Origin of the sequence: Thauera butanivorans (assembly GCF_048398245.1) — a bacterium.
Classification (GTDB): Bacteria; Pseudomonadota; Gammaproteobacteria; order Burkholderiales; family Rhodocyclaceae; genus Thauera; species Thauera butanivorans.
In genome coordinates, this window is sequence record NZ_CP183038.1 from 380,916 (window position 1) to 394,033 (window position 13,118).

Consider the following 13,118-nt stretch of genomic DNA (forward strand, 5'->3'; position numbering starts at 1 on the left):
CGTCGATCACAGCAATACCAGATGCTCCGCTCGGGCGCCTGGTACGGCACTCAGCGGAATGCGCCTGTCGAAGCTGACCAGGCACCCGCTGTGGCGTATGGCCAGACTCAGCAGGTACAGGTCGGTCAATTGGCGGGGACTGTGGATGTGGGCGTGGTTGAAGCGGGCGACGTCCAGCAGGCTGATGTCGTCCGGCCAGAATGTGTGGAACGGGGTGGATGTGGAGCGGCTCAGCATCGCCATCAGGGCAGCCAGGGGCTGCGGTTGGCTATAGCCCGGCTGGGCCATGATGCGCAGACAGCCATTTTGCGTGAGCGGGCAACTGGCCCAGCCGTGCTGGATATGCGCCTGGAACCAGCCGGATGCGGTTTGATGATGCACGTGGTCGCTGTCGTGCAGCGCGATCAGCACATTCACGTCGAGCAGGGCGCGCATCGATCAAATGCCTTCTTCGTCGCGCAGTCGGTCGATGAGTTCGTTGCTGATTACCGCGCCACGCGGCGGTAGCGGATGGATGCCATAGGCGGCAAGCGGCTCGGCAAGCCTCGGCAGCGTTGGAGCGTTGGCAGTGCCGGCCGGCTGGGCGAAGGCCCGGCGCGCCAGTTCGCTGATCACCTGGCCCAGCGGTTTCTTCTCCCGGCGTGCCAGTTCCTTGGCAGCGAACAGCACGTCGTCGGCGATGTCGAGTGTAGTGCGCATGGGGATGCCTCTCATTGCAGATTTGATGTTTGATGCTAAAACATCAAGCATCATGAACGCAAGCCGCTCTCGATGCCGACTCATGCCGAGGCCGGCATGTGCTGATGGGGCGGCAGGTACGGCACCACATTCCGCAGCGCCCGCGTGATGCACTCGTCCTTTTCGCCGACGGGCGCGACGTAATGGCAGGGCGCGTTCGGCCGCTCCGATGCCGCCCAGGCGGGCCGCCATCCAGAACGCCAGGTATTGCGCGCCCAGGCAGCCGCCGGCGGTGGCGACGTTGCCTTGCGCGAAGAAGGGCTGCTCCAGCACGCGGACGCCGGCCGCCTGTACCCAGGGCCGGGTGGTGAGGTCGGTGCAGGCGGGCACGTCGCCCAGCAGGCCCAGCCGCGCCAGTACCAGCGCGCCGGAGCACTGCGCGCCCACCAGTTGCCGCGCCGGATCGAAGCGCAGCGCGTCCATCGTCGCCGGATCGTCCACGATGCTGCGCGTGGCCAGTCCGCTGCCGACGATCACCGCGTCGGCGGTGGCGGCGTCGGCGAGTGTCGCCTGCGCCTCGACGGCCACGCCGTTCATCGACGTGACGCGGCGGGCGGGGCTGGCGATCGATACCCGCCACGCAGGCTGGGCGGCCAGCCGCAGGATGCCGAGCGCGATCAGCGAGTCCAGCTCGTTGTGCAAGCAAGCGGGCTGGTCAGATTTCGCGCAGGGCGCCTGCCTTGGTGCGTGAAGGGTGTCACCTCTCCCATGCACGCGATTTTGCGCTGGCCGCAAAGCCCCCCGGTTTGTAGAATCGCCCCTTCCCTCGCGCCGGCTCCGCCGCCGGGCCTTGCCCCAAGAACCAGAAACGGAGACATCCCATGCAGAAACGCCGCTTCACCGCCCTCATCGCCGGCTTGTTCGCTTCGGCCGCGCTCGGCCTGTCGATGCCGGCCACGGCTCAGCAGTACAAGGACGAATACAATCTGTCGACGGTGCTCGGCGACGCCTTCCCGTGGGGCTGGGGGGCGCAGCGCTGGGCCGATCTGGTGGCCGAGAAGACCGAGGGGCGGATCAAGGTCAAGGTCTATCCGGGCACCTCGCTGGTGTCGGGCGACCAGACCAAGGAATTCACCGCGCTGCGCCAGGGCATCATCGACATGGCGGTGGGCTCGACCATCAACTGGTCGCCGCAGGTGAGGGAACTGAACCTGTTCGCGCTGCCTTTCCTGATGCCGGACCACAAGGCGATCGACGCGCTGACCCAGGGCCGGGTCGGTGCGAAGATGTTCGAGATCCTGGCCGCGCGCGACGTGGTGCCACTGGCCTGGGGCGAGAACGGGTTCCGCGAGGTGTCGAACTCGAAGAAGCCGATCCGCACGCCCGAGGACGTGAAGGGCATGAAGGTGCGGGTGGTCGGTTCGCCGCTGTTCCTGGCGACCTTCAATGCGCTCGGCGCCAATCCCACGCAGATGAGCTGGGCCGATGCGCAGCCGGCGATGGCGACGGGCGCGGTCGATGGCCAGGAAAATCCGCTGGCCGTGTTCAACGCCGCCAAGCTGCACACCGTCGGCCAGAAGCACCTGACGTTGTGGGGCTACGTTGCCGATCCGCTGATCTTCGTGGTTAACAAGAAAGTGTGGAGCAGCTGGACCGAAGCCGACCGCAAGCTGGTTGCCGAGGCGGCGCAGCAGGCCGCCACCGAGGAGATCGCTCGCGCCCGCGCCGGCATTTCGGCGGACGACGAATCGCTGCTGAAGGAGATCGAGGCCAACGGTGTGTCCGTGGTGCGCCTGAGCGATGCCGAGCGCGACACTTTCCGCCAGGCGACGGCCGGGGTGTACAAGGAATGGGCCGGCCGCGTCGGCAGTGACCTGGTCAAGCAGGCCGAGGAAGACATCGCCAAGCGCTGAGTGCAGTCCCGGCCCTGCCGGGCCGATGTGCGGCCAGCTTCGTCCCGTTCGGGGCGGACGCTGGCCGCATGATTTTTTCCATTGTTGATGGACCGTTTCACACGATGAGTATCGAAGTAGAAGTGCCGCCTGCCGAGGCAGAGGCCGCCGCTCCGCCGTCCTATGCGATCGAGCAGATCCTGACCGGCATCGCCATGGCGCTGATCATGCTGGTCACTTTCGGCAACGTGCTGGTGCGCTACTTCACGTCGCAGTCCTTCGCGGCGACCGAGGAGTTCTCGATCGCGCTGATGATCGTGGTCGCCTTTCTCGGTTCCTCGGTGGCCTTTGCCTTCGACCGCCACATCCGCGTGGGCTTTTTCGTCGATCGCATGTCGCCGCGGGCGCGGGCCTTTTTCGACTGGCTGTCCTTCGCCGCCACGGCCAGCCTGTTCGCCTTCATCGCTTGGTATGCCGGGCTGCTGACCTGGGACCAGTACCGTTTCGAGGAAACCTCGCCGGCGCTCGGGGTGCCGCAGTGGTGGTACACGGTGTGGATGCCGGTGCTGTCGGCGACGCTGGTGTTGCGCCTGGTGGTGAAGCGCCTGCGGAGGCGCGCATGACCGGCACGGTACTGATCGGGGTGTTCATGCTCCTGCTGCTGGCCGGCGTGCCGCTGGCGGTCGGGCTGGGGGTGGCGAGCGTGGTCGTGCTGGCGATGGCGGGCTTCGACCAGCTTGCGGTGCCGACCAACATCTACGCCGGTATTGCCAAGTATCCCTTGCTGGCGATTCCGATGTTCGTGCTGGCCGGCATGATCTTCGAGCGTTCCGGCGTGGCCGTGCGGCTGGTGCGCTTCGTCACCGCCATCGTCGGCGAATGGACGGGTTCGCTCGCGGTGGTCGCGGTGCTGGTGTCGATGCTGCTGGGCGGCGTGTCGGGCTCCGGCCCGGCCGACGCGGCGGCGGTGGCGGCGGTGATGCTGCCATCGATGGTGGCGCGCGGCTATCCCAAGGGTTTTTCGGCCGGCCTGATCGCGGCCTCGGGTTCGACCGCGATCGTGACGCCGCCTTCGGTGGCGCTGATCGTCTATAGCGTGATGGTGCCGGCCGCGACCGTGCCGGCGCTGTTCGCCGCTGGCCTGTTTCCGGGCATGCTCGCGGCGCTGAGCCTGCTGCTGCCGGCGATCCTGATCAGCCGCAAGTACGGCTTCGGCCGTGGCTACAAGGCCGAGCGGCCGCCGCTGGGCAAGAGCTTCATCGATGCGATCTGGGGCCTGCTGGCGCCGGTGGTGATCCTCGGCGGCCTGCGCACCGGCTTGTTCACGCCGACCGAGGCGGCGGTGGTGGCGGTGGCCTACGGCATCTTTGTCGGCATGGTGGTGTATCGCACCATCGATCTGAAAGGGCTGTTCCGCATCATGGTCGATGCCGGCGAGTTGTCGGCGGTAGTGATGATGGTCATCGGCATCGCCTCGGTGTTCGCCTGGGCAGGCAATACGCTGGGCATTTTCGACGTCGCCGCCAGGGCGCTGGTCGGGCTGCATTCGAGCGAATGGATGATGCTGGTGTCGATCAACCTGCTGCTGCTGGTGGCGGGGATGTTCCTCGACGCGATCTCGATCTTCCTGATCCTGCTGCCCATCCTGGTGCCGATCGCGGTGGCGATGGGCTGGGACCTAGTGTGGTTCGGCGTGATGATGACGATCAACCTCGCCATCGGCCAGTTCACGCCGCCGATGGCGGTGTCGCTGATGATCACCTCGCGCATCGCCGGCATCGGCATGGAGGAGACTTTCCGCTGGGTGACTTGGCTGCTGCTGGCGATGCTGGGCGCGCTGACGCTGATGGTGGTGTTCCCGCAGATCGCGCTGTGGCTGCCCGGACAGCTGGGCTATCTGTAAAGAGGGCGCCGCGCTCAGCGCGGCGTCGCTTCCAGTTCGTATTTCGGCGAGCGCGGGCCGTACAGGATGCCGTTGGGCATGGCGGCCGACAGCAGGCGGTGGCTGGTGATGCCGGCGATCGGGTGCGAGCGGTTGGTGCTGCTCTCGATGATCTGATTGACCACTGCGGTGATGAGCATGCCGATCAGGCCGCCGCCCGAGTCGCGGCCTTCGGCGCTCGAAGCGGTCGCCGAGCCTTGCCACAGCGTCTGTTCCGTGCGCAGGTCGATCAGGCGCGCCTGCGCCGTGACCCGGCTTTCGCTGGCGAGCACGGCATAGCTGGTGCCGTACTGCTCGATGTTGATGTACAGCGCGGCGTCTGCGCCGAAGATTTCGTGCAGCTTGGCCAGCGGCACGCCGTGCATCTCGCCCGGGTTGTGCAGGCCGTTCTGCTGGAAGGTTTCGTCGACCAGGCTGACCGGGAACACGTAATAGCCCGATTCCGCCAGCGGCATCGTGACCTGCGACAGCATGCTGTAGGTGGCTTCGACCTCCATCGAGCTGTTGAGCGGCGGCAGCACCAGGATGGAAGCGGGCCGGCTCTGCCTGAAGGCCGAATAGTCGTAGCTGGCCTGCTGCGTGGCGCAGCCGGTGGCGAGCAAGGCCGTGAATGCGGCGATGAGGCCGGCCTTCAGGCGAAGGCGGCCGGCTGTCGTGGGATGCATCGATCGGGATCTCAGTCGGATTTGACGGCCTTGCGCATCAGGAAGTCCATGTAGGCGGCGCTTTCCGGATACAGGATCTTTTCGGCCTCGAAGTGCCGCAGCATCTGGTCGGGCTGTTCGCTTTCGGCGTACAGGATGCCCAGGTGCGCGTGGTAGCCCGGCGGCACCGCCAGGCTCCTGGCGCGGGCCTTCTCGAGCCCGGCCTCGAGCGCGGCGATTTGTTCCTGCGGGCCTTGTTCCTTGGTGAAGTGGCCGTATAGCGCGGGCTGGTATTCGCCCCAGTAGTAGAGAGGCTGATGCCTGTTGCCGCTGGCGCAGCCGGCCAGCAGCAACAGGCCCGCAGCCGGCAGCGCGGCCGCGAGGCGGGCGAGGGTGCGGGACTTCATCGCAGGCTTGGTCGTCGTGGTAACGGAGGGGTCAGTGGGCAGGCTGCCAGGCGCCGGCTTCGATGCCTTCGACCAGCCGATTGACGGCCTCGCGCATGGCGAGGTCGAGCACCTTGCCGTTCAGCGTCGAATCGTAGCTGGCGGTGCCGCCGAAGCCGACGACTTCGCGGTTGTCCAGGCTGTATTCGCCGGCGCCCTGGGTGGAGAAGACGACTTCCGAGCTGGCGACATCGACGATGTTGAGGTTGACCTTGGCGTAGGCGACCTGCGACTTGCCGCGGCCGAGGATGCCGAACAACTGGCGGTCGCCGGTTTCCTTGCGGCCGAACTCGGCGACGTCGCCGGTGATGACGTAGGCGGCGCCCTTGAGCTTCTGCGCAGCGCCGGACAGTTCGGCTTCCTGCCTGATCTCCGCCATGTTGTCGCGGTCGAGCACGTTGAAGCGGCCGGTCTGCTGCAGATGGGTGATCAGGATGGTCTTGGCCTGGCTGCCGAGCCGGTCGACGTTGTCGCTGAAGATGCCGCGCATGAAGCTCGAACGGTTGTCGAACTTGCCCACCGCGATCAGGCTGCGCTGGCCGGTGTAGGGCGTGGCGACCGATGCGACCTTGGGGACTTCGAGCGTGCGGTGCTGCTCGGTGGCGCAGCCGGCGAGGAGGGCGGCGCCGATGCTCAGGGCGCAGACGGCAGCGAACTTGCGGGAAAGGGGAAGGGCGCGCATGGAGGATGGCTTCCGATTATGTCAAATGGAACGATGCGCGATTATGTCGCAAAGGGCGGGCGACAAGCCAGGAACTTGTTCTCATCTGGTGGCGGCTACCCGTTTTCCGGCTGCAGGCGTTTTCTGCAGCCGGGTGCGGATGCGGATCCCGCCCGCTTCGGACCGTCAGACCCGCCGGAGCGGGCGGGTGGCTGCGGCCCCCAGCACCGCTCCCATCAACAGCAGCAGCGAGCCGGGCTCGGGCACTTGCGAGCTCGGTACCATGGTGCCGGACTGTTCCTTCCAGATGCCGACCGTATGGTTGTCCGATTCGTATCCTGCCCCCGGGGTGGTCTGCCTGAAGACGATCTCGTCGAAGCTGGAGTCGTCGTCGGCGAAGAAGTTCAGGAAGACATAGGGTTCGTCGCGGTTCTGGTCACGGAACTCCTCGTTCGGGTTGCCATGGTAGCCCGATTTGTCGGACACCAGATCGAGCACGTCATTGGCGCTGAAGGAGAACACTTCGGTGCCGTTGCTGAAGAAGGACAGCTGGTTGCCGCCGTCGAGCGCGGACAGCCAGAAGCCGAAATAGGTCAGATCCTGGTTGAAGGAGATCGAATAGCCGGACGTGGCGTTGATGCCGGAGACCGCGTAGTTGCCGCGGCCGCTTGCGCCGCCAAACTGGTCGGCGGCCTGGACATTCACGCCGTGGTAGGTGCCGATGATGCCGAGATCATCATTGCCGAAGTTCGAGACATGGATTCCATGGACGCCGGTCGACAAGGAATCGAAGCGCTCGACGCCGACGATCTCCTCGCCCTTTGCATTGGAGCCCGGCTTGAACGAAGTGGTGGTGCTGGTCACGCCCGCCTCTTCGTAGGTGACCACGAAGGCTGCCGCAGCGGTGGTGGAGGCGGCTGCCAGCGAGACGGCCAGCAGGGCGGGTGCGAGAATGCGAGTCTTGATCATCGAGTGGCTTCCTTGGCAAGGACGTGCTGAACATTCATCCGGGTAGCTCATGCTCCGCGCGATGTTCGCGTTGAAGTGAAAATTGATAAATAGGCTGTTAATGGCAATTCTGGACCATTCCGTCCGACGGATATAAGGAAGAACGGCACAGTTCACGCATCGCCGCGCACGGGAATCCGTGCTGAATCATGTTCCGTGCGCAACTTGTCACGCACGATGCGCTCGAACTCTGGGCGCGTGCCCGGAGAAGCGGCGTGACGCAGGTGCCGGAGTTGGTATTGCCGCGGTGGCCGGACGGCTTGCCGTCATCAGGAGGAGCGATGAAGAAATCGGTGTTGGCGCAGGGCGCATCCATCATGCGGGAGGCAGCATGGATACGCTGACGCACGCACTTTCCGGTGCGCTCGCGGGGCGCCTGCTGGCACCGCGCGGCAAGCCGGCATCAGCCGCGCCGCTGCCCAGGCCCTGGCAGGCGGTGGTCGCCGGCGCCGTCGCAGCGACTTTCCCCGACTTCGACTTCGTCCTCGGCTGGGTATCGGAGCTGACCTATCTGCGCGGCCATCGCGGCGTCACCCATTCGCTGTTGCTGCTGCCGCTGTGGGGGCTGCTGATCGCCTGGCTGCTGTCGCGCTTCTGGCAACGTGGCGGCCGCCGCGGGCCGGACTGGCGCAGCCTGTATGTCGTCGTCTGCGCGGCGATCCTGATCCACATCCTGGGCGATCTCATCACCCAGTTCGGCACCATGATCCTCGCGCCGTTGTCCGAGCGCCGCTTCGGCTGGGGGACGAGCTTCATCATCGACCTGCCGCTGACCGGGATCATCGTCGCCGGCCTGCTCGGCAGCGCGCTGTGGCGGCACAGCCGGGTGCCGTCGGCGCTGGCACTGGTGGCATTGGCGGGCTGGATCGGCGTCCAGGCCACCGGGCGCAGCGAGGCGATCGATGCGGCCCATGCCTATGCCGAGCGGCAGGGCATCCGGCCCGTGCTGGTCGATGCCGCGCCACGTCCGGCCTCGCCCTTCAACTGGACGGCGATCGTCTTCGACGGCGAGCGCTACCACTACGCCCATCTCAACACCCGCCGCAGCGACCCCCTGCTCGCCAGCGCGGACGACAATTTCATCCGCCGCTTTTCCGCGCCTTACCTGCCGGTGGCGCAGGCGCAGTGGGAAGTGCGCGAGCGCTTCGGCGACAATGGCGTGCGTCAACTCGCGGAAAAGGTCTGGAGCGCCGAGGACTTCGCCTTCTTCCGCTGGTTCGCGATGTTCCCGGTGCTCGACCATGCCGAGAACGGGCCATCCGGCCAGTTCTGCGCCAACTTCGTCGACCTGCGCTTCATCACCCCGGGCCGCGACGAGACACCTTTCCGCTACGGGCTGTGCGGCCGCGAAGGCGGCTGGCGCCTGTTCGAGCGCGAACCCGGTGGCCCGCGCTGGGTGATGGACTGAACATCGTCCCTTCTCCTGTGTGCCGGGGATGTTTCGGCGTGGGCCGCTCAGGTCGGCTGGGTCTTGCGCGCGTCGCCCGCCGAGTCCAGCGGTCTCGCCTTCACCCTCAGCGAGTAGGTGGTCGGTTCGAAGCCGTGCCGGCGACAGAATTCTTCGATGGCCTCGTTCAGCACTTCGTCGGTGAGCCAGTAGTCGCGGCCGGATTCTTCGCACAGGATGTGCTGGCGGAAGTCCTTCTCGGCCAGCGAATAGTGGGATTTTCCGGCGTCGATGGCGTGAAGCGTCAGCACGCCGGCTTCGACGAAGCGCTTCAGCACGGTGTAGATCGACGACAGCGACAGGGTGATGCCGTTCTCGTTGAGGCGGGCCTGGATGTCGTAGGGCTGCAGCGGTTCATCGGCCTGGGCCAGCACCGTCCATACCGCCAGGCGGGGCACGGTGACCGACACGCCGGCCTTGCGCACGGCGTTGATGGCGGCGTTGGTCGAATCGTTACTGTGGACCAGGGAAGGTATGCGGGTTTCCGGACTCGGCATCATCAGGTTTGCGCCCATTGTCGTATCAGGTTGTGATAGGTGCCGGAGAGCCGGTTGACCTCGTCGGTGTTCTCCGTCCGGGTGGCCAGCCGCTGGATGCTGTTGTCGAGGTCGTACAGGATGGCGCGCCTTGCGTCGTCCTGGACCATGCTCCGCGTCCAGAAGAAGGAAGCCAGGCGCTGGAGGAAATCGCCAGCCGCCTCAGGCGGAGCGTGGCGCACTTTCGCGTCCGAGCGTGCCGTGCCGTGAACGCGCCGGTTCGTGCCGGCGCCTCATCCGCCCACCTCGGCCGGCGCCAGGGCGGGTGTTTGTTCATGGACGTGCCGCGAGTGCGTCTTCGCCGGGCTGGTTGAGCAGGTCGTCGATGGCGATCTGGATGCGCTGCGTGACCTTGTCGCGGTCGAGGCCGGGGTTGCGGATGGTGCGCTGGAGCAGCCCCTCGAAAAGACAGGCCAGCACCTCCACCATGCCGTCGATGGCGGCGGGGCTGTCCTGGTGGCCGCTACGGCGGCGGATGTCGCCGATGACGGTGGCGAGCTCGCGCCTGCAGATGATGTCGGCCTCGTTGACGATCTGCGCCACGCGCGGGTTGCGCGCGGCCTCGGCGACGATCTCGAGCTTCAGCCCGGCGGCGTCGGGGTCGAGCTGCCTGACGACGCCTTCGGCGGCGCGTTCGATCAGCGCGGCGCGGACGTTGCATGCCGCACGGAACTGCGCCGTCATCTCCAGCAGGCTTTCGAGGTCCTGCGCGACGATCGCCGCGATGATGGCTTCCTTGTTCTCGAAGTAGTGGTAGATGTGGCCGGGGCTCATGCCCGCGATGGCGGATATCTTGGCAATGCTGGCGCCATGGAAACCATGTTCACGGAAGCACCGCGCGGCGGCGCACAGAATCTGCTGGCGGCGGGCGGCGGCGCGCGAGGCGTCGGTGGAGGGCGTCGTATCCGTGTTCTGCATGTATTTGTCTGCCGTGGGCCTGGCGCCCGGAAAATTTTCGTTCCGCTGCTTTTGTCTCGCTGTCGCGGGCAATTTCCTTGCGGTGCAGCAAAGGCTAACATAGAATGAGCGTTCAATCTAGCAGCCTGTCGGACTTGAAGCCGGCGAACGGCGTACCGGCAGGCGGGTTTTCATGATGTGAAAAATAATCGGCATTTCAGAGCCGAAAGCGCCTTTTTCGCGTGAAATCGCCATGCTCCTGTCGTTTTTTCTCACTGCAGACGCAATGCGGCCATGCGCTTGAAGTTCCACGCGAGGCAGACCAGCGTCCATTCGTTGCGCACGTTGCCAACACCGCGCAGCAGGAACTGACGGAAACCCATCACGGACTTGATGATGCCGAACACCGGCTCGACGGTCTGTTTTCGCAGCGCGTAGGCGGCGCGACCGGCCTGGGTCTTGAGGGCGTGCTTCATCTGCTCGACGTGGGAGGTGGGCGTCGCGAGCGGTGCGGGCTCCTCGAAGCGGCTGCGCCAATCCGGATGATGCGCATCGCGCCCCACGGCGATCAGCGGCTCGACCCCGGCGTCGTGGCAGTGCTGGACGTTGCGTTCGCTGTAAAAGCCGGTGTCGGCCAGCAGCCGCGTGGGTTGATTGAGCCCATCGGGCAGTGCCTGGATGCACTCGAGCATCGGCGCGACCTGCTCCTTGTCGTTACCGGCGGTGGTGATGTGGGGCGCCACCACCAGCATCGATTCGGTATCGACCACGGCTTGCGCGTTGTAGCACTGCTCGAAACCACCGCCCGCCACCTTCATGATGCGCGAGTCTTCATCGGTCAGATTGATCTGATCCTCGGCCTGTGGCCCCGTCTGCGGGGGCTTGGGGGGCTTGCCACCGGGCTTCTTGCCCGTGCTCGCCTGCTTGGCCTTGCGCTTGGCCATCTTCGCCTCGTACTCGGCTTGCTCGCGCTCGAAACGTTCCTTCGCGCGGGCCTCGATCTTGGCTTTGGCCGTCGCGATGGCCGCCAGACGGTCTTCGCGCCGCTTGATCTCCGCCGGCAAATCCACCCCCTCAGGCACATTGCCTTGATCGGCGGCCTCGGCCAGCTTGAGCATCTCCTGCACCTCGGCTTTGAGCTGCGCTTCGATCTTCTGCGCGTGCCCGTAAGACAGCGCACTGTGCCGGGAGGCGTTGGCGTGCAGCTTGGTGCCGTCCAGGCTGACCGTGCCAAAGCGTGAGAGCTGGTTCTCGCGTGCGACCTGCAGCACTTGCACGAAGAGCTCGGCGAACTGTTCGCCGAAGCGGCGCCGGAAACTCGCCAGGGTGTCGTGGTCCGGGTGCTGGTTGCAGGCGATGAACCTAAACGCCAGCGAATCGTAAGTCGCCCGCTCGATCCGGCGGCTCGAATGCGTCCCCGTCGCGTAGCCGTAGATCAGCAGCGACAGCAGCATCGCCGGGTGGTAGGCATCGCTCCCACGCCCCGCATACGCCCGCTCCAGCGCCGACAGGTCCAGCGCCTCGACCACGTCGACCACATAGCGCGCCAGGTGCGTTTCGGGCAGCCACTCCTGTACCGAGGGCGGCAGCAGGTAGTCCGTTTGGCGGTCGATCGGGCGGAAGCGGCTCATGCTCTCAGGATCCGGGGGCGATGCGGCATTTTACAGGGGGTAGTCCGACAGGCTGCTAGAATAACCCTTCTAAGGGGCGGGGTCGAAGCGGAATGGAAAAACGCGGCGATGATCCTGTTCCTCGAATCACGAGGCTCCAATGAAGAGAATCAATAGCGCCGTCATCAAGCCCGCTGTCGTGCTTGCGCTGAGCACCCTGTTCCTCGCCGCCTGCGGCGGCGGTGCAGAGCAAGGGGGCGCTTCGGCACAGGGCGCGCCGCAGGCGCCTGCCGTCACCGTGCTGACGGTCAAGACCGAAGCGGTGCCGATGGTGTCCGAACTGCCCGGCCGCACCAGCCCCTACCTGATCGCGGAGCTTCGCCCGCAGGTTTCCGGCATCGTCACCCAGCGCGCCTTCAATGAAGGCAGTGAAGTCAAGGCAGGCCAGGTGTTGTACCGCATCGATCCCGCGCCTTACCAGGCCACCTTCGACAGTGCGAAGGCGGCGCTCGCGCGAGCGCAGGCCAATGCCGAAGCGGCGCGCCTGACGGCCGAGCGCCATGCCGGCCTGGTCAGGATCGAGGCGGTCAGCAAGCAGGCCAACGACGACGCGCAGGCCGCGCTGCAACAGGCCAGGGCCGAAGTCGCGGCGGCGAAGGCGGCGCTGGACAAGGCGCGCATCGATCTCGACTACACCCAGCTCAAGTCGCCGATCGCCGGCCGCATCGGCCGCTCGGCGGTCACGCAGGGCGCGCTGGTCACCGCCAACCAGGCGCAGGCCCTGGCCACCGTGCAGCAGCTCGACCCGATCTACGTCGATCTGAGCCAATCCAGCGTCGAAATGCTGCGCATGCGCCGCGAAGTCGAGGCCGGCCGCCTGCAGGCCAATGCCAAGGGCGACGTGCCGGTGAAGCTGATCCTGGAGGACGGCAGCGAGTACGGCGCCGAAGGCCGGCTGGCGCTGTCGGAGGTGACGGTCGACGAAGGTACCGGCAGCGTCACGATGCGCGCCCGCTTCCCGAACGCGGACGGCGTGCTGCTGCCCGGCATGTACGTGCGTGCCCGCCTGCCGCAAGGCATGCGCAACGAAGCCATCCTGGTACCGCATGCGGCGGTGTCGCACGATCCGCTCGGCAACGCGGTGGTGATGGCGGTCGGCGCCGAGAACAAGGTCGAGGCGCGGACGGTGCAGACGGCGCAGTCGATCGGTTCCAACTGGGTGGTGACCGGCGGGCTTGCCGCCGGGGAGCGCGTCATCGTCGAAGGGCTGCAGAAAGTGCGCCCGGGCGTGCAGGTGCAGGCGCAGGAGGCGGGCAGCGCGCCCGCGCCGGCGCCGGCCGCTGAAGCGAAGTGAGGT

General features: G+C 66.3%; 15 protein-coding genes. 5 read left to right on the forward strand and 10 right to left on the reverse strand.

Features of this window, described 5'->3' with window-relative positions:
• Positions 1 to 6: 6 nt before the first annotated feature.
• Together ACNQFN_RS01875 and ACNQFN_RS01880 are read right to left on the reverse strand one after the other, a co-directional pair.
• Complete coding sequence (locus tag ACNQFN_RS01875) at positions 7 to 435, reverse strand: TA system VapC family ribonuclease toxin (RefSeq protein ID WP_068638032.1); 429 nt, start codon at positions 433 to 435, stop codon at positions 7 to 9.
• Between the two features lie 3 nt (positions 436 to 438).
• Positions 439 to 1,380, reverse strand: a complete 942-nt coding sequence (locus ACNQFN_RS01880; RefSeq protein WP_217999648.1) for a DJ-1/PfpI family protein — start codon at positions 1,378 to 1,380, stop codon at positions 439 to 441.
• Positions 1,381 to 1,559: 179 nt separating this feature from the next.
• On the opposite strand from ACNQFN_RS01880, the gene ACNQFN_RS01885 reads away from it, so the two are divergent.
• From ACNQFN_RS01885 to ACNQFN_RS01895, 3 genes are all read left to right on the forward strand, one after another.
• Positions 1,560 to 2,591 carry a DctP family TRAP transporter solute-binding subunit gene (locus ACNQFN_RS01885; RefSeq protein ID WP_418647795.1) on the forward strand — a complete coding sequence of 344 codons (1,032 nt, stop codon included), beginning with the start codon at positions 1,560 to 1,562 and terminating at the stop codon, positions 2,589 to 2,591.
• Positions 2,592 to 2,695: 104 nt separating this feature from the next.
• Complete coding sequence (locus ACNQFN_RS01890; protein WP_068638039.1) at positions 2,696 to 3,193, forward strand: TRAP transporter small permease; 498 nt, start codon at positions 2,696 to 2,698, stop codon at positions 3,191 to 3,193.
• On the forward strand, positions 3,190 to 4,473 hold the full coding sequence (locus tag ACNQFN_RS01895; RefSeq protein WP_068638041.1) for a TRAP transporter large permease: 1,284 nt from the start codon (positions 3,190 to 3,192) through the stop codon (positions 4,471 to 4,473). The genes ACNQFN_RS01890 and ACNQFN_RS01895 overlap by 4 nt, the downstream gene beginning before the upstream one ends.
• A 14-nt stretch (positions 4,474 to 4,487) precedes the next feature.
• On the opposite strand, the gene ACNQFN_RS01900 is transcribed toward ACNQFN_RS01895, so the two are convergent.
• The 4 genes from ACNQFN_RS01900 to ACNQFN_RS01915 form a co-directional block, all read right to left on the reverse strand.
• Positions 4,488 to 5,177 carry a DUF799 domain-containing protein gene (locus ACNQFN_RS01900; protein WP_068638043.1) on the reverse strand — a complete coding sequence of 230 codons (690 nt, stop codon included), beginning with the start codon at positions 5,175 to 5,177 and terminating at the stop codon, positions 4,488 to 4,490.
• Positions 5,178 to 5,188: 11 nt separating this feature from the next.
• On the reverse strand, positions 5,189 to 5,563 hold the full coding sequence (locus tag ACNQFN_RS01905; RefSeq protein WP_068638045.1) for a DUF4810 domain-containing protein: 375 nt from the start codon (positions 5,561 to 5,563) through the stop codon (positions 5,189 to 5,191).
• Positions 5,564 to 5,594: 31 nt separating this feature from the next.
• Positions 5,595 to 6,284, reverse strand: coding sequence for a CsgG/HfaB family protein (locus ACNQFN_RS01910; protein ID WP_068638047.1), 690 nt, complete (start codon positions 6,282 to 6,284; stop codon positions 5,595 to 5,597).
• Between the two features lie 165 nt (positions 6,285 to 6,449).
• Positions 6,450 to 7,232, reverse strand: a complete 783-nt coding sequence (locus ACNQFN_RS01915; protein WP_418647796.1) for a PEP-CTERM sorting domain-containing protein — start codon at positions 7,230 to 7,232, stop codon at positions 6,450 to 6,452.
• A gap of 370 nt (positions 7,233 to 7,602) precedes the next feature.
• On the opposite strand from ACNQFN_RS01915, the gene ACNQFN_RS01920 reads away from it, so the two are divergent.
• Positions 7,603 to 8,679, forward strand: coding sequence for a metal-dependent hydrolase (locus ACNQFN_RS01920; RefSeq protein ID WP_418647797.1), 1,077 nt, complete (start codon positions 7,603 to 7,605; stop codon positions 8,677 to 8,679).
• A 47-nt stretch (positions 8,680 to 8,726) separates the two neighbouring features.
• On the opposite strand, the gene ACNQFN_RS01925 is transcribed toward ACNQFN_RS01920, so the two are convergent.
• From ACNQFN_RS01925 to ACNQFN_RS01940, 4 genes are all read right to left on the reverse strand, one after another.
• Complete coding sequence (locus tag ACNQFN_RS01925; protein WP_157659176.1) at positions 8,727 to 9,218, reverse strand: Fur family transcriptional regulator; 492 nt, start codon at positions 9,216 to 9,218, stop codon at positions 8,727 to 8,729.
• On the reverse strand, positions 9,218 to 9,364 hold the full coding sequence (locus ACNQFN_RS01930) for a hypothetical protein (protein ID WP_245650944.1): 147 nt from the start codon (positions 9,362 to 9,364) through the stop codon (positions 9,218 to 9,220). The genes ACNQFN_RS01925 and ACNQFN_RS01930 overlap by 1 nt, the downstream gene beginning before the upstream one ends.
• Positions 9,365 to 9,527: 163 nt before the next feature.
• Entirely contained in the window at positions 9,528 to 10,172 is a 645-nt protein-coding gene (locus ACNQFN_RS01935; RefSeq protein WP_418647798.1) for a TetR/AcrR family transcriptional regulator, read from the reverse strand.
• A 251-nt stretch (positions 10,173 to 10,423) separates the two neighbouring features.
• The gene (locus ACNQFN_RS01940; protein ID WP_418647337.1) at positions 10,424 to 11,782 is read right to left on the reverse strand and encodes an IS1182 family transposase; all 1,359 of its coding nucleotides are present in this window, start codon (positions 11,780 to 11,782) and stop codon (positions 10,424 to 10,426) included.
• Between the two features lie 139 nt (positions 11,783 to 11,921).
• Here ACNQFN_RS01940 and ACNQFN_RS01945 point away from each other — a divergent pair, with 139 nt between their 5' ends.
• Positions 11,922 to 13,115 (forward strand): efflux RND transporter periplasmic adaptor subunit, encoded by a 1,194-nt coding sequence (locus ACNQFN_RS01945; protein WP_068638060.1) that lies wholly within the window; start codon positions 11,922 to 11,924, stop codon positions 13,113 to 13,115.
• Positions 13,116 to 13,118 lie beyond the last annotated feature (3 nt).

Coding starts and splice junctions, on each gene's coding strand:
- ACNQFN_RS01875 (WP_068638032.1), bottom strand. CDS start 435: ATGCGCGCCCTGCTCGACGTGAATGTGCTGATCGCGCTGCACGACAGC.
- ACNQFN_RS01885 (WP_418647795.1), top strand. CDS start 1,560: ATGCAGAAACGCCGCTTCACCGCCCTCATCGCCGGCTTGTTCGCTTCG.
- ACNQFN_RS01890 (WP_068638039.1), top strand. CDS start 2,696: ATGAGTATCGAAGTAGAAGTGCCGCCTGCCGAGGCAGAGGCCGCCGCT.
- ACNQFN_RS01895 (WP_068638041.1), top strand. CDS start 3,190: ATGACCGGCACGGTACTGATCGGGGTGTTCATGCTCCTGCTGCTGGCC.
- ACNQFN_RS01900 (WP_068638043.1), bottom strand. CDS start 5,177: ATGCATCCCACGACAGCCGGCCGCCTTCGCCTGAAGGCCGGCCTCATC.
- ACNQFN_RS01905 (WP_068638045.1), bottom strand. CDS start 5,563: ATGAAGTCCCGCACCCTCGCCCGCCTCGCGGCCGCGCTGCCGGCTGCG.
- ACNQFN_RS01910 (WP_068638047.1), bottom strand. CDS start 6,284: ATGCGCGCCCTTCCCCTTTCCCGCAAGTTCGCTGCCGTCTGCGCCCTG.
- ACNQFN_RS01915 (WP_418647796.1), bottom strand. CDS start 7,232: ATGATCAAGACTCGCATTCTCGCACCCGCCCTGCTGGCCGTCTCGCTG.
- ACNQFN_RS01920 (WP_418647797.1), top strand. CDS start 7,603: ATGGATACGCTGACGCACGCACTTTCCGGTGCGCTCGCGGGGCGCCTG.
- ACNQFN_RS01925 (WP_157659176.1), bottom strand. CDS start 9,218: ATGATGCCGAGTCCGGAAACCCGCATACCTTCCCTGGTCCACAGTAAC.
- ACNQFN_RS01930 (WP_245650944.1), bottom strand. CDS start 9,364: ATGGTCCAGGACGACGCAAGGCGCGCCATCCTGTACGACCTCGACAAC.
- ACNQFN_RS01935 (WP_418647798.1), bottom strand. CDS start 10,172: ATGCAGAACACGGATACGACGCCCTCCACCGACGCCTCGCGCGCCGCC.
- ACNQFN_RS01940 (WP_418647337.1), bottom strand. CDS start 11,782: ATGAGCCGCTTCCGCCCGATCGACCGCCAAACGGACTACCTGCTGCCG.
- ACNQFN_RS01945 (WP_068638060.1), top strand. CDS start 11,922: ATGAAGAGAATCAATAGCGCCGTCATCAAGCCCGCTGTCGTGCTTGCG.